This is a genomic window from Oryzifoliimicrobium ureilyticum (genome assembly GCF_037199735.1).
Classification (GTDB): domain Bacteria; phylum Pseudomonadota; class Alphaproteobacteria; order Rhizobiales; family Rhizobiaceae; genus Rhizobium; species Rhizobium ureilyticus.
This window is the reverse complement of record NZ_JBBBVQ010000010.1, coordinates 184,341-201,600: the sequence shown is the minus strand read 5'-3', so window position 1 is coordinate 201,600 and position 17,260 is coordinate 184,341. Positions and strand designations below refer to the sequence as shown.

At 57.1% G+C, this 17,260-nt stretch carries 15 protein-coding genes; 8 read left to right on the top strand and 7 right to left on the bottom strand.

The genetic code is table 11. The features are described 5' to 3' along the window. Window positions 1-126: 126 nt before the first annotated feature. Window positions 127-450, bottom strand: coding sequence for a hypothetical protein (locus VQ830_RS15580; RefSeq protein WP_337269051.1), 324 nt, complete (start codon window positions 448-450; stop codon window positions 127-129). Between the two features lie 227 nt (window positions 451-677). Here VQ830_RS15580 and VQ830_RS15575 point away from each other — a divergent pair, with 227 nt between their 5' ends. Continuing rightward, window positions 678-3,875, top strand: coding sequence for a response regulator (locus tag VQ830_RS15575; RefSeq protein ID WP_337269050.1), 3,198 nt, complete (start codon window positions 678-680; stop codon window positions 3,873-3,875). Here the strand turns inward: VQ830_RS15575 and mnmC2 are convergent. Continuing rightward, window positions 3,852-4,571: a tRNA (5-methylaminomethyl-2-thiouridine)(34)-methyltransferase MnmC2 gene (gene mnmC2, locus VQ830_RS15570; RefSeq protein ID WP_337269049.1), complete on the bottom strand. Its 720-nt coding sequence runs from the start codon at window positions 4,569-4,571 to the stop codon at window positions 3,852-3,854. The genes VQ830_RS15575 and mnmC2 overlap by 24 nt on opposite strands. On the opposite strand from mnmC2, the gene VQ830_RS15565 reads away from it, so the two are divergent. From VQ830_RS15565 to VQ830_RS15535, 7 genes are all read left to right on the top strand, one after another. After that, window positions 4,570-5,748, top strand: a complete 1,179-nt coding sequence (locus tag VQ830_RS15565; RefSeq protein ID WP_337269048.1) for an NAD(P)/FAD-dependent oxidoreductase — start codon at window positions 4,570-4,572, stop codon at window positions 5,746-5,748. The genes mnmC2 and VQ830_RS15565 overlap by 2 nt on opposite strands. A gap of 144 nt (window positions 5,749-5,892) precedes the next feature. Beyond that, complete coding sequence (locus VQ830_RS15560) at window positions 5,893-6,600, top strand: DUF1045 domain-containing protein (protein ID WP_337269047.1); 708 nt, start codon at window positions 5,893-5,895, stop codon at window positions 6,598-6,600. A 165-nt stretch (window positions 6,601-6,765) separates the two neighbouring features. Further along, entirely contained in the window at window positions 6,766-7,686 is a 921-nt protein-coding gene (gene puuE, locus VQ830_RS15555; RefSeq protein WP_337269046.1) for an allantoinase PuuE, read from the top strand. Window positions 7,687-7,764: 78 nt separating this feature from the next. Then, a complete protein-coding gene (gene uraD, locus VQ830_RS15550; protein WP_337269045.1) occupies window positions 7,765-8,259 on the top strand; it encodes a 2-oxo-4-hydroxy-4-carboxy-5-ureidoimidazoline decarboxylase in 495 nt (164 codons plus the stop codon). A 2-nt stretch (window positions 8,260-8,261) separates the two neighbouring features. Beyond that, window positions 8,262-8,789 (top strand): ureidoglycolate lyase, encoded by a 528-nt coding sequence (locus VQ830_RS15545; RefSeq protein ID WP_337269044.1) that lies wholly within the window; start codon window positions 8,262-8,264, stop codon window positions 8,787-8,789. Next, complete coding sequence (gene uraH / locus VQ830_RS15540) at window positions 8,786-9,142, top strand: hydroxyisourate hydrolase (RefSeq protein ID WP_337269043.1); 357 nt, start codon at window positions 8,786-8,788, stop codon at window positions 9,140-9,142. Before VQ830_RS15545 ends, uraH begins: the two co-directional genes overlap by 4 nt. Before the next feature lie 6 nt (window positions 9,143-9,148). Further along, complete coding sequence (locus tag VQ830_RS15535; protein ID WP_337269042.1) at window positions 9,149-9,901, top strand: metallophosphoesterase family protein; 753 nt, start codon at window positions 9,149-9,151, stop codon at window positions 9,899-9,901. 103 nt (window positions 9,902-10,004) lie between these two features. Here VQ830_RS15535 and guaD read toward each other — a convergent pair whose 3' ends face one another. The 5 genes from guaD to xdhB form a co-directional block, all read right to left on the bottom strand. Next, the gene (gene guaD / locus VQ830_RS15530) at window positions 10,005-11,324 is read right to left on the bottom strand and encodes a guanine deaminase (RefSeq protein ID WP_337269041.1); all 1,320 of its coding nucleotides are present in this window, start codon (window positions 11,322-11,324) and stop codon (window positions 10,005-10,007) included. After that, a complete protein-coding gene (locus tag VQ830_RS15525; protein WP_337269040.1) occupies window positions 11,321-12,559 on the bottom strand; it encodes a urate hydroxylase PuuD in 1,239 nt (412 codons plus the stop codon). Before VQ830_RS15525 ends, guaD begins: the two co-directional genes overlap by 4 nt. A 153-nt stretch (window positions 12,560-12,712) precedes the next feature. Beyond that, window positions 12,713-13,639, bottom strand: coding sequence for a LysR substrate-binding domain-containing protein (locus VQ830_RS15520; protein ID WP_337269039.1), 927 nt, complete (start codon window positions 13,637-13,639; stop codon window positions 12,713-12,715). A 269-nt stretch (window positions 13,640-13,908) separates the two neighbouring features. Next, the gene (gene xdhC, locus VQ830_RS15515; RefSeq protein WP_337269038.1) at window positions 13,909-14,715 is read right to left on the bottom strand and encodes a xanthine dehydrogenase accessory protein XdhC; all 807 of its coding nucleotides are present in this window, start codon (window positions 14,713-14,715) and stop codon (window positions 13,909-13,911) included. A 158-nt stretch (window positions 14,716-14,873) separates the two neighbouring features. Continuing rightward, window positions 14,874-17,213 carry a xanthine dehydrogenase molybdopterin binding subunit gene (xdhB, locus tag VQ830_RS15510; protein WP_337269037.1) on the bottom strand — a complete coding sequence of 780 codons (2,340 nt, stop codon included), beginning with the start codon at window positions 17,211-17,213 and terminating at the stop codon, window positions 14,874-14,876. Window positions 17,214-17,260: the final 47 nt, after the last annotated feature.

Genomic DNA, 17,260 nt, shown 5'->3' with positions numbered 1-17,260 from the left:
CATGCCGCATGTGGGACAGTTTGTGTTCAATGTCAAGCGGAATGGCTTATTTGTCTTTAGGAACCTGGTGCCAAAGCCAGTTGGCGCCCGGCGAACGGAACCGGGCGCAGCAGTCAATGCGCGCGATCAACGCGGGCAGACTTCGACCCTATATCGACCGCCCCAAGGGTTATAGCGCCATTCATAGTGGCAATAGACCGGACGATAATAGGTACGGTAGACTGGACCCTCATAAACGGGACCTTCATAAACGGGGTAAGCCGGATAGACCGGATAGGCTGGACGCGCGGCCTCCGATAACAATACGCCACCCACGGTTCCAGCAGCAACGCCACCCCAGAAGGAGCCTCGGCTCCATCTTGCTTCGGCATTAGTTGATGTCGCCAAGGCTGCGCCACCCAAAGTCAGCGCAATGAGCCCGGTTGTCGCAAATTTCTTCAACACAGACATGGGACGTTTCCTTTTTATGAAACTAGCTCATCCAGAGCTGTTGGAACGTTCCTCCCCAATCATGGCGGCCTTGGGATCTGAAATGCGGTGGCGAAATTAAATTTTTGTCAGAATTGCAATGCCTACCGCGGTGTTTGCCTGCGTAAAGATTGCCTTTATGGTTAAGCGGTTTTTAATCCGGCGCAACTTATAAACTGTACAGGATTTGGACTAAAGGAGGCGGGCGTTTGGCTGGGGCGGCACTTTTAGAATTGGCTTGCCGCCGGATCAAAGATCTGGACAGACCGGCATATGTGAAGAACAGCGAGCTGCGCTACATTGCCGTCAACGATGCCTATGCGCGCTTCTTCGGCAAAACTGTTTCCGAATTCATAGGTCATCGCAGCCGAGAGCTTTTCGATCGCTACGAGGAAGAGGATCGCGAAGACAAGGAGCGTCGCGCTCTTGTTTTTGGCAATGAGGAATGGGCTGTATGTATTGCCGAAGAAGGCAAAGAACGCAGCCGCGTCATGATCGAAAGCTTCGTTTCGGATGGCGACCGACCTTATGTTCTTGGGATTTTTGAGCTCGCTGCTGAAGCATCGTCGTCCCCTGATCGCGATCCCGACGATGCTGGCCTGCTGCGTGCGCTCCTCGACAGCTCGCATGAAGCCCTGTTTCTGACAGATGCAGACAACCGGTTGGTGATTGGCAACAAGGCCTTTTTCCAAACGATAGGAGCCTCGCCAAACAGCTCGCTTGAGACACTCCAAATCGATATCAGTCCAGATGATCGGGCAGAGATGCAAGGTGCTGCAGCGCCCATCTCGCTGCGTGTCCATATTTCCTCCTCGGTGGACAGGCTTTGCGATTTCGAAGGCGACTATACCATTTTCTTCAGCCCTATTGTTCATAGAGATGGCCGACAGTTCAACCTTTGTTCGTTGCGGAATTCGAATCAGGCAACTGGCAGCGGCCCCAGAGCTTTCGTCGCAAGCCAGGAGGTCGACGAACTGCAGGCTGACTTCCGAGAGATGCTGAAGGCGCTACCCGTCGGCGTCATCATCCTCGATGAAAACTACAAGATCCTTCACATCAGCGACGAATTTGCTCGCCTCTGGTCCGTTCCCGCGCCGCTTACCTCTTCGCTTGAGGGGAAACCCTTCTTTGAGTTGATTAGTGTTGGCTATCAACAGTGCGCCTACGAGCGCAGCGAAACACCTGAAGAAATCTTCGCGCAGCGTCTTGCCGTTTTAGAAAGCGGAAGCGACGAGCCCGTCGAACTGTTCGGAGCCAATGGTCGGCGCACTCTTTTCCGGTGCAGGCGCCTCCGTGAGAAACGCATTCTGCTTACCTACACGGATATCACGCAAATCCGCGAACGGGAAAGGGAGGCTGCGGAGGCGCAAGTCGCTGTGACCCGTCTTGGGGAGCTGATGCATGACGTAACGCAAGCCATCGCTCAAGGCATGCTTATCGCTCGCAATGGGGTCATTCTTCTGTCTAATGCCAGTGTCGCGTCAATCTTGCACGTGCCTTCGCATTATCTGGAAAGTGGGATGCCTTGGCAGGGTCTCTTCCGGTTTTGTGTTCGGCGCGGCGATTTTGGTTCTGATCCGCGCGCCGCAATCGCCTTCCTGAAGCCCTTCATCACACGAGGACGAACGATTTCTCTGCCGCCATACCTGGTCGAGGGACGATGGGTGAAGGTTGAGGCCAGCTTCACAGAAAAAAAGCATTGGGTTGCCATTTTCACCGACGTGACGGAGATGAAGCAAAAGGAGAGCGACTTGCAGCGGCTGCTGACGCTTTCCGAGGCAGCGGACCGCACCAAATCTGAATTTCTCGCCAATATGGGCCACGAGATTCGCACGCCGATGAACGGCGTCTTGAGCATGGCTGAATTGCTTTCACGCACGAAGCTTGATGCGCGCCAGCGCACCTTTGTCGATGTGATCGGCAAATCGGGGAAGGCGTTGCTGACGATCATCAACGACATTCTCGATTTTTCGAAAATCGAGACCGGCGACATGAAGCTGCGCAAAAGCATCTTCGATCCGCTTGAAGCTGCCGAAGATATCGCAACGCTTCTCTCCGCACAGGCTGTCGAAAAGAACTTACAATTGCTGGTGCGCGCAGCGCCCGATCTGCCCTCGGCTGTTATTGGCGATGCCGGTCGGTTCCGGCAGATTCTCACCAATCTGGTTGGTAACGCCATCAAGTTCACCGAGCATGGTCACGTTTTGATCGATCTAGCCTTTGTACAAGGCGCCGGCTCAGAAATCATGCTTGTGCTGCGGGTCGAAGATACCGGTATTGGCATAGCCTCTGATAGGCTCTCGATTATTTTCGAGAAATTTTCGCAAGCCGATACATCCGCCGTGCGCCGGCACGAGGGAACAGGTCTCGGTCTTGCCATTACGGCGGGTCTCGTCGAGCTGTTCGAAGGCTATATCGAAGTCAGCAGCGAAGTTGGCGAAGGATCAGTCTTTACTGCGCATCTTCCCCTAAAGGCAGCGCCTTCCATGAGTGCGCGCGACGTTTCCGTATCAAGCGTTGCTGGAGCAAGGGTGCTTCTCATCGATGGCGAAGAGGTCAGTCGACGAATTTTGGCGGAACGTCTGACATTTGCTCAGTTCGATATAGTGGGCGCCGAGAATGGGGAAATTGCCTTGGCGATCCTCGAGGAGGCTGCAGCTCTCAAGGTACACGTCGATGCCGTTATTATCGATCAGAACGTGACCGATGGCGTCGATCTCAAAATTGTGGAAGCAATTCGCGCTAGACCGCGATTTAGCAACCTGCCGGTCATCCTTCTAGCGTCGATTCAGATGTCGGAGGCGATGGCTCGCTTCGACACGAGCGAGTATCAGACCTGTCTGATGAAGCCAGTCCGAGCTAACGTTCTGCTCAAGGCTGTTGAGGACGTGGTGCGCGGCGCGCGCGCGAGTGCGCGTCCCAAAACAATGAACCGGATAGAGGAAGGGTCTTTGCCCTCCGATGCTGACCAGCGCAGCCTTTCCGTTGACAATATCGAGATTTTGGTGGCTGAAGACAATGAGGTCAACCAGATCGTTTTCACTCAGATCCTGCAGGCGGCGGGATTTCGCTTTCTGGTCGTCGGCAATGGGCGCGAAGCGGTTCAGGCTTGGGAGGAGTATCGGCCGCAGTTGATCCTGATGGATATTTCGATGCCCGTTATGAACGGACTGGATGCAACGCGCCTTATCCGTCTGCGAGAAGGTGCGGCCGGAACCCGTATTCCCATCATTGGCGTGACTGCTCACGCGCGTGACGCGGATCGTCAGGAATATCTTGCTGCAGGCATGAACGATTACATCTTCAAGCCTATCAGTCCCGAGATCCTCGAAGAAAAGATCGGGCTTTGGATGAAGTCGAAGGACTTTCCGCAGCAAATAGGTTCAAGCGGATCTGACGCCACATAGCATTTCACGTTTGCCGGCAAAGCCTTCGCGGCGCTCGACTGCAAAGCCTGCGGCGGCAAGGTTACGCCGTACGAAACCCGCAGCCGCGTAGGTCGCAAAGGTCCCGCCCGGTCTCGTCTTTTCGAACACCAAGCGCATCAGGTCGGCGGACCACATGTCACTGTTGCGTGAGGGTGCAAAGCCATCCAGGTACCATGCGTCGAACTTGGGGTCTGCGCTAGCAACACCGTCCAGCGCGCGGCCGCACACGACGCTGAGACGCGTCTGCGGATCGAGCTCGATCCTCACGATCCCTGCACAGTCATCGGGCCAAGCCCTTGTGAGGGCATCGGCTTCGCCGGAAATTTCCGACCAGCGGGAAAGCGCCCGTGCAATTGTCTCACGCGACATCGGATAAAGTTCGAAAGATATGAAATGCAGAAAGCCGTCTGGTTGCCGATGCACTTTCCACTGGCGCCAGGTTTCTGCGAAGTTAAGCCCGGTGCCGAAGCCAAGCTCGCCGATCACGAAGGAAGATTGACCGCGCCAGCGCTCGGGCAAACGGTTGCCGGACAGAAAGACATGTCCGCATTCCAGCCTCCCGTCGGTGCGACAATAAAAGTGATCGCCAAACAAAGGCGAATAAGGCATATCGTCTTCATGCCATTCGAGCGCCATCGTCGTGCCGGCGCTTTCATCGGGATTTTTTTCCATCATGCCGCAAGCCGATAGTCCGGCCTTACGACAAGGTCAACCGCAGACAGATTTGTTGATTGTCGGCGCAGGCGTGATGGGGCTTTGGGCTGGCCTTCACGCTGAGCGGCTCGGTATTCCCGCCACTGTGGTCGAGGCGAGGCGGCCGGGAGCTGGCGCAAGCGGTGGTCTGCTTGGGGCGCTCATGCCCCATATGCCTGACCGCTGGAACGATAAGAAGCAATTTCAATTCGACGCGCTGCTGACGCTTGAAGCAGAGATCGCAGCGTTGGAGGCAGCAACGGGACTTAGTGCAGGTTACCGCCGCTGCGGCAGGCTTATTCCGCTTGCCAAACCGCATTTGCGCCGTCTTGCTGAGGGCCACATGCGCGAAGCGGCGACGCTTTGGAAGGCGGAGGGACGAAGCTTTGGCTGGAATGTGGTCGATCAGCCACCGCTCAAGGATTGGATCGACCCTGGCGCGGGAGAGCACGGCTTTGTCTACGATACGCTAGCGGGCCGCCTTGCTCCGAGGGCATTGATTGCGGCGCTGACCGCCCATCTCCAGGCAGGACGCCATGTCCGCCTGCTCACCGACACCCCCGTCACCGCGATCGACGTTGAAAGGCGGCGGGCTGTCATTCACGGAACGGATTTTGCTTTCTCGAAGTGCATCATGGCCGCCGGACATCAGTCCTTTCCGCTTCTTCAGCCCTTTGGCAGCATGACGGCAAGATCCCTCGGGCAGCCGGTCAAAGGCCAATCGGCGTTGTTACAAGCCGATATTGATCCGGCCGTTCCAGCAATTTTCCGCGACGGTCTTTATATCGTTGCCCATGAAGGGGGCCACGTCGCCGTCGGCAGCACCAGCGAAGACAGTTTTGACAGTCCTGACGATACGGATGAAAGGCTCGACACGTTGATCGAGGCGGCGCGCGATCTTGTCCCCGCTCTCAAAGATGCGCCGGTCATCGAGCGTTGGGCGGGGTTGCGGCCAAAAGCTATCGATCGCGATCCGATGATAGGGCCGCACCCGACGCATCCATGGCTCTTTGCACTGACGGGCGGTTTCAAAGTCAGCTTCGGGCTGGCACATCGTCTGGCAGAAGCCGCCGTCCAGATGGCGGCAGGGCATGCGCTGCCCTTTCCCGTTCCAGCATCCTTCCAGTTTTCGCATCATCTTGACATCGCGGAACGGTAGAAACTGATACCGCGAATTTCTCTTGTAAATTGATGAGGTGGTGGGCTTTGCGGGCTTTCGTTCGTCATTCTGTCACGCAAATCACGTATCGCACGCAAGCTAGAGGCAACGGCTTGAACATGCCAATGCCGCCGGAGGTTGTCCATGCGCTATGCAATTTGCTTCACGCCGCCGCCAGGTGATCCCCTGTGCCATACCGGCATGCAGTGGCTGGGGCGCAATAGCTTCTCCGGCGAAGCTCTCGATCCGCCGCCCGTGCGCGGCCTAGACGTTCACGAAATTGCTTTTCATACGGCCGTGCCACGCCGCTATGGTTTTCATGGTCTCTTGAAAGCACCCTTTCGCCTTCTGGAGGAGGCGGATGAACCGCAGCTTCTACGCAGCTTGATGCGTTTTGCGGGATCGCTCGAGCCATTCGAGCTTCAGACCCTGGAGATCGGGCGCTGTGGCCGCAGCTATAGTCTCCTGCCGGCCGTTCCTTGCGCGGACATGGACTATCTTGCCGCTGCCGTCGTTCAGGAATTCGACCGCTACCGCGCGCCATTGACGGAGGCGGAAATCGAACGCGCCGATCCCGATGGTTTGTCGGCAGCCCAATTTGCCAATCTCCATCGCTGGGGCTATCCTTACGTCTTGGAAGAGTTCCGCTTTCATATGCCGCTGACTGGACCGATCGGGCCACTTGATATGCCTCGCTTCGAGCCGGTCTTGAAATCAGTCTTCGCGGGCGTCCTGGAGCGGCCCGTCATTGTTGCGAATCTTGCCCTCTTTGCCGAGGAGGCGAAGGGTGGGCCTTTCCGGGTTCACTCGCTCCATCCCCTTGGTAAAATCGGACTGCGACGCAGGGCATAGCTGCGCTGCGTCGCCGGCTTTGCCTCGAAAGCGTTGGACGCGGACACATCTTCCTTGACCACAGCCTTTACTTTCGGCTCTTGTGCTCGATGAGCAGCGCTGCGGCCGCCCGAATTGCGGCAGCGAATGCTGGACGATATGCGCCGATCGGAAAGGTGGTTTGAGATGATGTCCGAAGTCTATCCACGAAACCTTGTTGGCTATGGACGCAACAGTCCTGATCCAAAATGGCCGGGCGGTGCTCATATCGCCGTTCAATTCGTCATCAACTACGAGGAAGGCGGGGAAAGCTGCATTCTCGATGGAGACGGCGCATCGGAGTCCCTTCTTTCGGAGATCGTCGGGGCTGCCCCCTGGCAGGGGCAGCGCAATCTCAACATGGAATCGATCTATGAATATGGATCACGCGCCGGTTTCTGGCGTTTGTGGCGCATGTTCACCGGCTTGGGAGTGACTGCGACCGTTTACGGCGTGACGCTGGCCATGGCGCGCAATCCGGAAGCCGTGGCAGCGATGAAGGAAGCAGGCTGGGAAATCGCAAGCCATGGTTATCGGTGGCTGGAATATAAGGATTTTCCTGAGGAACTGGAGCGCAAGCACATCCTCGAGGCAGTGCGGCTCCATACCGAATTGACGGGAGAGCGGCCCTACGGCCTCTATCAGGGCAAGCCCTCCGACAACACGCTGCGGCTGGCTCAAGAAGAGGGTGGTTTTCTTTATTCCTCCGATTCCTACGCCGACGATCTTCCTTATTGGGTGAAGGGTGTCGACGCCAAACCGTTCCTGATCGTGCCGTACACGCTGGAGACCAACGACATGCGTTTTGCGACACCGCAGGGTTTCAATTCTGGCGATCAATTTTTCACCTATCTGAAGGATGCCTTCGATACGCTCTATGAAGAAGGTCGCGAAGGCAGTCCTAAAATGATGTCGGTTGGACTGCATTGCCGTCTCGTTGGGCGTCCGGGCCGTGCAGCCGCCCTACGTCGTTTCATCGAATATGTGTTGAAGCATGATCGTGTATGGGTTCCGCGCCGGTTGGAGATCGCTCAGCATTGGCACGCCCATCATCAACCAAACTGGTGATGGTTCGTCCCCCCGTTCCCGATTTCGCAGACGGTTTGAGGAACGAATGGCAGGCAAGCTGCAAAGGAAAGTGGAAGCGTGGATAAAGCAGAGTTTGTGGACCGTTTCGGCGGGATTTTCGAGCATTCGCCGTTTGTCGCGGAGAGAGCTTTCTCTCCGACCCTTGGCGAGGGGAGCCTGAGAGCCGAAACAGTCCATGACGCAATGGCAGGCGTTTTTCGCGGCGCCTCTCAGGAGGAAAAGCTTGGCGTTTTGCGGGCTCATCCCGATCTGGCCGGAAAGCTCGCGATTGCCGGAGAGCTGACGGAAGACAGCCGCCGTGAGCAGGCGGGGGCGGGGCTGGATCGCCTGACCGCGGAGGAGCATGCGCGCTTTACGGCACTTAACTCAGCCTATGTGGATAAGTTCGGCTTTCCTTTTATCATTGCCGTCAAAGGGCTCGGAAAAGACGATATCCTCAATGCGTTCGAAACGCGGATCAATAACACTCGTGACGAAGAATTTGCGACTGCTTGCGGGCAAGTCGAGCGAATTGCGCTTCTGCGGCTGCAGGCGCTTTTGGCGGCATCCTAGTTATGTCGGGCACTCAGATGGGATCCACCACGACGCGCGAACTGACAGTCCAGCCTCTCACGGCAGCCCGTTTTGCACCTTTTGGCGACGTGATCGAAGCACGGGACGCCGACATGCGGTTGATCAATGGCGGCACGACGCAGCGATTTCACCGCTTGGCGGTGGCGGAAGCGATGGGCGAGGGCGCAGAAGTCATCCTCAATATTTTCAGGGGCGAGCCACGCAGCTTTCCCTATGCGGTGACGATGATGGAGCGGCATCCGTTCGGAAGCCAGAGCTTTTCTCCGCTGTCCGGCCGGCCCTTCCTGGTTATTGTCGCCGAAGACAGAGATGGTCAGCCTGACGAGCCAAAGGTTTTCCTGGCGCGCGGCGATCAGGGCGTGAATTATCGCCGCAATGTCTGGCACCATCCACTGATGACACTTCGTCAAAGCAGCGATTTCCTGGTTGTCGACCGCAGCGGCCCAGGCGACAATCTTCAAGAGTTCTTCTACGATCAACCTTTCAGCATCAGCGAGCCCAGCCTATGACCGGACTGACGACGCATGTACTCGATACGGCTTTGGGTCGACCGGCCGAGGCCATGGCGATCGATCTCTATCGGCTGGATGGCGATATGCGCAGACTGTTGAAGCGCGTGGAGACCAATTCAGACGGACGCGTTGACGGTGGTCCCATTCTCATCGGCGAGGCCTTTGTTCGCGGCACGTACGAATTGGTGTTCCATGTCGGCGATTATCTTCGGGCGCTGGGTTCGGCGTTGACCGATCCGCCCTTTCTCGATCTCGTTCCGATCCGCTTCGGCATTGCCGACGAGAAAGGGCACTATCACGTGCCCCTTCTGATTTCGGCTTACGGCTATTCAACCTATCGCGGAAGCTGATTGCAAATGCGCTTTGCCGCGATTGCCGATATCCATGGGAATATCGATGCCTTGGATGCTGTGATTGCAGATATCCGCTCTCAACGCGTAGGTGATATTGTCAATCTCGGCGACTTTTTTTCGAGTCCGCTGGAGGCCGGCAAAACGGCTGACCGTTTGATGACGCTAGGCTTTCCGAGCGTTCGTGGTAATCATGATCGATATTTGCTGCAAAACGATCGGAGCAAGATGCATGCTTCCGATGCCGTTGCGTTCGATCAACTCTCGGCTCAGCATCTGAAGTGGCTTTCGCAGATACCCAGCCATCTCATCTGGCGAGATGACATCTTTCTTTGTCACGCAACACCTGAGGACGATGAGACCTACTGGCTGCACACGGTCGCGCGCGATGGGCTGGTCTGCACAAGGCCTCTTCCAGAAATCGAGGCGTTTGCCTCGGGGCTGCAGCAATCTTTGATCCTATGCGCACACACCCATATGCCGTGCGCGGTTCGCCTTTCAGACGGGCGTTTGATCGTGAACCCTGGGAGTGTCGGCTGTCCGGCCTATGACAGCGATCAGCCGTTTGACCACAAGGTTGAGACAGGTACGCCCGCAGCCTCCTATGCCATTCTGGAAAAGGTTGCGTCCGACCGGACTGTCGCTTTCCGGCTGGTGCCCTACGATACGGCCGCCATGGTCGCGCTCGCTCGTCACCGCGAACGGAGCGAATGGGCCGAGGCCTTGGCGACGGGATGGATCAAACAGTCTCACCCCTGACGAGCGCGCTTCAAATCAGCGCCTTTCAGCCTGTTCGTTGGGGCCTGTTCGGTTCCTCACGATGCTTTGCGGAGACCGGTTCCAAGAGGCAAGATCGACGTCGCTATCCGGCCGCGGTAAGGCCGCTCTTCATGGGGTGGCCGGCGACATAGGTTTCAACCACGGCACGGTCGTCCCCCATGGTTTGCAGCAGGAAGAGCTCTTCCGTCAGGCTGGTGACGACTTCCATCTTGAGCGTCATGGCAGGTGTCGCAGCAGCATCGAGGATCGTGATGTCGGCGTCCGTGCCTTCGTCTAGCGTCCCGATCTTGTCTTCCAAGCCAAGACTTTCCGCATTCCCGCGCGTCATAAGATAGAAGCTGTCCAGCGGATTGAGCCGCTCGCCGAGCAGCTGCTGGATCTTATAGGCTTCATCCATGGTCCGAAGCAGGGAATAGCTCGAGCCGCCGCCAATATCGGTTGCAACGGCAAGGCGGACCGGCTTATCGCGCCGTGAGAGCGCCTTCAGCGGGAACAGGCCAGATCCCAGGAAAAGGTTGGAGGTGGGGCAATGGACGGCGACCGCGCCAGCATCGCTCATGGCGTCGGCCTCGCGCTCAGTCAGATGGATGCAATGCCCAAACAGCGTCCGCGGACCCAACAGCCCATAACGGGCGTAAATATCAGTATAGTCCTTCGCATCAGGGTAAAGCTGGCAGCTATAGGCAATCTCGTCGTGGTTTTCGGACAGATGCGTCTGGATATGCAGATCGGGAAATTCCTGCGCCAGCCGGCCAGCCGCTTCCATCTGAGCGGGTGTCGATGTGATGGCAAAGCGCGGCGTAATGGCGACATGGTTGCGACCCTTGCCATGCCATTCGGCAATGACGGCACGCGTTTCATCGTAACCTGTCTCGGCTGTATCGAGGAGGCCCTGCGGCGCGTTGCGATCCATCATCACCTTGCCGCCGATCATAAGCATGTTGCGGTTCAGCGCTTCGGCAAAAAAGGCGTCGGCAGATGTCTTATGGACGGAGCAATAGGCAACGCCCGTCGTCGTGCCATGGCGGATCAGTTCATCGTAGAAGTGACGCGCGATGCGCTTGGCATGCTCACTCTCGACGAAACGGCACTCTTCCGGAAACGTGTAGGTATTCAGCCATTCGAGTAGGTTTGACGCATAAGATGCGATTACCTGCATCTGCGGGAAGTGCATATGCATATCGATGAGACCGGGGACGATCAGATGCGGACGATGGTCGATTTCCGCGGTGTTGATCGGCGACTTGGCCTTGACGGAATCATATGGGCCAATTGCTGCGATCTTGCCATTTTCCAGAAGCAGGCCGCCGTCGGGCTCGTAAAGATAGCTCTCGGTGTCTGTCATATCCTGCGGGGCGCGATGAAAGGACAAAAGGCGGCCGCGCAGAAGGGTCGATGTCATTCCGTTTTGTCTCCAGTGGCGCTTTGATACCAGGATATGAGAAGGCGGCGCTCCTCCGGCGTCACTTCGGTCACGTTGCCGGGCGGCATAGCATGGCTGCGACCGGCCTGGATATAGATCTCACGGGCATGCGCCGCAATCTCTCCATCTGCTTCCAGCATGACATTCTTCGGCGGACGAACAATGCCTTCGTAGACGGGCTCGGCAGCGTGACACATCGTGCAACGCGTCGAGATCAGTTGTTTAACGGCGGGAAAGTGCGGATCGGCCGCAAACTGCTGGAAGGCTGGCGCAATCGCCTCGGCTTGCTTATCGCCTGTCAAAACCTTGGGTACAGTCGACAGCCACATGATGAGAATGAAAAGAATGACGGTAACCAACCAGGTCCAGGTTGGCTTGCCTTTCCGGGCATGTGTCGTGTTGAACCAGTGGCGGATGGTAACGCCCATCAGAAAAACGATGGCGGCGATGATCCAGTTGAACTGCGTACCGAAGGCCAGAGGATAGTGGTTCGACAGCATGAAGAAGATAACGGGAAGCGTCAGGTAGTTGTTATGGAGCGAGCGCTGTTTGGCGATCCGACCGTATTTGGCGTCAGGCGTACGTCCGGCGATCAAATCCGCGACCACGATCTTCTGGTTCGGGATAATGATGAAGAAGACGTTTGCCGACATGATCGTTGCCGTGAAGGCGCCAAGATGCAGGAAGGCGGCGCGTCCGGTAAAAAGCTGGGTGTAGCCCCACGCCATGAACACCAGCAAAAGATAGAGAAGGATCATCAGACCCCAGGTATTCTTTCCGATCGGCGATTTGCAAAGCAGGTCATAGATGATCCAGCCACCAGCAAGAGAAGCGAGCGAAATGGCGATCGCGACGGGCACCGAGACATCAAGCACGTGACGGTCGATCAGGAAGAGATTGGCTCCACCGTAATAGACGATGCACAGCATCAGGAAGCCGGACAGCCATGTGAAATAGCTCTCATATTTGAACCAGGTCAGGTGCTCGGGCATCTGCGCCGGCGCGACGAGATATTTCTGGATATGATAGAACCCACCGCCATGCACCTGCCATTCCTCGCCATACGCGCCCGGCGGCAGATGCGGCCGCTTCACGAGGCCAAGGTCTAGCGCGATGAAATAGAAGGACGAGCCAATCCAGGCAATTGCAGTGATGACGTGAAACCAGCGGGCAGCAAAAGCCAGCCACTCCCACGCGATGGCGAATTCGTACATTCGGTTCCCCTGATGTTTTTCATATGTACATTGCAAAAACTGTAAGGCCGAGGGAAGCCCTTTCACGGATTTGCGCGACGCTTTACCCTGAAGCTATCAAGAGGGATGGCTCACTGTGACGCGCCTGTTACAGTTTTTGGAGGAGGCGTGAGTTTAGGACGTCCTGTTAAAAGCCTCGCCCGCAAGTTTGGCGTCGTCTGCCGCTTCCTTGAGGATCCAATCGCGAAACATGCGGATCTTCGAACTGTTGCGCCGAGAGTCGGGGTAGGTCAGATAGTAATCGGAGCCGTCTCGCGCATTCACTGAAAACGGTTGGAATAGCACGCCCCGCCTCACTTCATCGCGGTAGAAGGCAGGGGTAAGGATACCGACACCATAGCCCGCGATCGCTGCGCCCGCCTCGAGGGATTGGGCGCCAAGGCGATTTCTGAGGCTATGAGGTATAGACACCTCGCCAACACCAGCAGCCTTGAACCAGAGCACCCACCATTTGTCGCCGGGATCGATGAGCCGCAGTTTCAGGAGATCGGATGGCTTGCGAATGCCGCCGATGCTTTCCGCAAGCTTTGGGTTTAGCATCGGTGTGAAGTCTGCTTCCAGAACTTTATGGGCTCGCAGGCCAGGCCAGGCATCTGTTCCCCATCGGATGGCGACATCGGCATTATCGGCACCGATATCGGCTGGAGACTGGCCGGTGACGAGCCGCACGGCGACATTGGGATAGGCGATCTGAAACCGGCCAATGCGTGGCGTCAACCACTGATGCGCGAAGGTTGTCGTGGCATAGATGGTCAAGAGTTCGGTGCTGTCCCGGCTCGCGGCGGCTAAGCCTTCCGAGAGGAGGTCGAAGGCCTGTTTGACCGCCGGTGCGAGGCGTTCACCCGCCTCCGTCAGCGCGATCTGCCTTGTCTGCCGCAGAAACAGTCTCTCGCCGATTTTATCTTCAAGAAGCTTGATTTGATAGCTGACGGCCGTCTGGCTCATGCCAAGCTCTTCGCCCGCCTTCGTGAAACTTAAGAGCCGAGCGACGGATTCGAACACACGCAGTGCGTTTAGTGGCATCTGCCGAGAGAGTTTCATTCATAAGTTCTCTTTATGCATCGCTTTATTCATTCCATTGGAATGTTGGGGATTTATCCGCCAATACGCAAGCGAAGAGATCAAATTTACCAATGATATTGAGTTGCGATCATGATTGGCATCTGCTTTTCATGGCTCTCCAACTGTGTACAATGGACGGCTGACAAAGTCCTGTCGTGCGGTCGAAGGGACATAAATAGTATTGAGTTCGAGCATCTTTCTGATGCGCGTCTGCGAGACCTCGGCTTTCTGGACGGAAGAGAGCCGCGCTACGGCGACGACCGCTTCTGATGGCTCGTGAGCGCAGCCAAGATTTCGGCCGTTGTCATGGCGGCAATGACGGCTGGCCGTTTATCGGGTACCGCGGTGCCGCCGATCGGCAAAACGAGGCGCTCCAACCAGCTTTTCTCACCGCCTTCGCGCATCAGCCAGCTGGCAAAGGTTGCCCGCTTGGTGGCAGAGCCGATCATGCCGACATAGGCTAGGTCGTCACGCCGCAACGCCTCCCGCGCAATGAGAAAATCCAGCGCATGATCGTGGGTCAGCACGACGATGGCGCTCCCGGGCCGAAGCTTTGCGATGAGGGATTCTGGCATTGCGCTGTGACGCGTTTCAACATCCTCTGGTAGGCCTTCCAGTTCCTCCCGGCGCGTTTCAACGACCGTCGCTTTCAGCGGCAATGGCCTTAACGCCAAGGCCAGCGACTTACCGACATGACCTGCGCCGAAGAGGTAGACATCCGGCCATTCGTCGCGCTCGCCCTTCATGCGAAGGTTCAGCCCTTCGATGATCTCTGGCGAAGCAACGCGAAAACGTAACTCGGTTCGTCCTCCGCAGCATTGGCCAATCTCCGGGCCAAGCGGGATGTCCATGACTTCTACGCCGGCGCCGCGTAATAGATCGCGAGCATTGGCGATCGCCAGAAATTCAAACTGTCCGCCACCGATGGTACCCCAGATACCATTTGCGGAGACGAGCATGCAGGCGCCTTGCTCGCGCGGCGTAGAGCCCAAGGTCTTGGTTACTTCAACGAGAACGGCTGGCCCAGTTGCGAGGAAACTGACAAGATCCGTCATGCGAGGCAGACCTTCCGCGACCGCTTCTGATTGCGGCTGCCTCGATCTGCCTGTCCATAGTCGCAATGTTCAACCGATTGCTTGTCACAGTTGCACAGCCGGAACCAATGTGTTTTCCGGCCGTCCGGGAAACGAACCGAAGCCTCGCGCATCTCTGCTCACATCGCTTTCAAACGCTCAACAGCCATCAGGACGCGTTCGGGTGTTGCCGGTGCATCGAGCCGCGGGCAAACGCGATAATCTGCCACGCTGGCAACAGCCATGGAGAGCGCCTCGAAAACCGAATTAGCCAGCATGAAGGGCGGCTCTCCGACGGCTTTTGATCGTCCGATGGTCGGTTCGGCGTTTTCGGCCCATTCGGCCAGTTTCACGTTGAAGATTTTCGGACGGTCGGAGGCGAGCGGGATCTTATAGGTTGAGGGGGCATGAGTGCGCAGTCGGCCCTTGTCGTCCCACCACAGCTCTTCTGTTGTGAGCCAGCCCATGCCCTGCACGAAACCGCCCTCAATCTGTCCGATATCGATGGCGGGGTTCAATGAGCGGCCGACATCATGAAGAATGTCGGTTCTGTCGATCAGATACTCACCCGTCAGCGTGTCGATGGACACTTCGCTACAGGATGCACCATAAGCGAAATAGTAGAATGGACGGCCTTTTCCAGCGGCTCGATCCCAATGGATCTTGGGCGTTTTATAAAAGCCTGCGGCCGACAACTGGACGCGCGCGAAATAGGCCTGGCGGATGAAATCAGGAAAGGCGATTTCCATGTCGCCGATGCGAACGCGGTTTGGTAGGAAGACGACATCGGATATGGCAACGCCCCATTTTTCGCAGGCAAAGGCAACGAGCCTTTCCTTGATCTGGCGAGCCGCATCATAGGCTGCCATGCCGTTCAGATCCGATCCCGAAGAGGCCGCCGTTGCCGAGGTGTTGGGCACTTTGCCAGTGGTCGTCGCGGTGATTTTCACGCGCTCGATATCAACCTGGAAGGCATCGGCAATGACCTGCGCTACTTTCGTGTAAAGGCCTTGGCCCATTTCGGTGCCACCATGGTTCAGGTGGATCGACCCGTCTTGATAGATATGCACGAGAGCGCCGGCCTGGTTGAACGCGGTCATGGTAAAAGAGATGCCGAACTTCACCGGTGTGAGGGCAATCCCCTTTCGGATGTAGCGGCTGTCGCGATTGAAGGCGAGAACAGCCGCACGTCGCGCCAGATAATCGCAGCTTTCTTCCAACTCGCCGACGATCCGATTGAGGACGTTGTCTTCGACGTCCTGATGGTAAGGCGTCAGGGTACGACCCGATCCTGGCTCTCCATAGAAATTGAGCTTGCGGATTTCCAGCGGATCCTTACCAGTCGCATAGGCGATCTCTTCAATCATCCGTTCTGCGCCCAGCATGCCCTGCGGGCCGCCGAACCCGCGAAAGGCAGTGTTCGACACGGTGTGCGTCTTCAAGGGTTGCGACTGCAGACGAACATTCGGATAGAAGTAGCTGGAATCGGCGTGAAAAAGAGCGCGGTCCGTCACCGGTCCGGACAGATCGGATGAATAACCGCAACGTGCCGCATAGACGGCATCGACCGCAAGGATGCGTCCGTCTTCGTCAAAGCCGATATCGTAATCGAGCTTGAAGTCGTGGCGTTTTCCGGTCGCAACCATGTCCTCATCACGGTCAGGCCTGAATTTCACCGCGCGCTTCAGCTTTTTGGCCGCAATTGCAGCGAGCGCAGCGAACTGATTGCCTTGGGTTTCCTTGCCTCCAAAACCGCCGCCCATGCGCCTGATATTGACGGTGACGGCATGCGAGGGAATGGCGAGCACATGCGAGACAATATGCTGGATTTCGCTTGGATGCTGAGTCGACGACCAAACGCAGACATCGTCGTCTTCGCCGGGGATGGCGAGCGCGATATGGCCTTCGAGATAGAAATGTTCCTGACCGCCGATGCGCATGCTGCCTTTGATCCGGCGGGGGGCGCTTTCCAGTGCCGAAGCGGCATCGCCACGCGATAAGGTCATGGGGGTGATGACAAGCTTGCCGCCGTTGTCGCGGGCAGCATCGATGTCGGTCCAATGCGGCAGATCACGGTAATCGATCTTTGCTTTGCGCGCCGCGCGGCGGGCGATATCGCGGCTTTCTGCAATGACCGCGAAAATCGGCTGGCCATGGAACTCGACCTTCGTTTCCGCCAGAAGCGGCTCGTCATGGCTGCCATTGGACGAAACATCGTTGATCCCTGGGACGTCCTTGCCGGTCAGCACGCAGATTACGCCAGGGGTTGCGGCAACCTCCGAGAAATCCATGGAGACGATGTCGGCATGGGCGCGCTGCGAAAGGCCCAGGGCTCCATACAGAAGGCCGGCCGGCTCTGGAATATCGTCGATATATTCGGCGCTTCCGGTGACATGCTTATGCGCTGAATCATGCTTGATCGCCGCGTGCATCTGGCCGTTCACGACCACTTTATTGTTCTCGGTAATCGACTGATCCATCAGCGTGGGCCTTCCATCAATGCATCGCGGTCGAGGCGTCGTTCAGT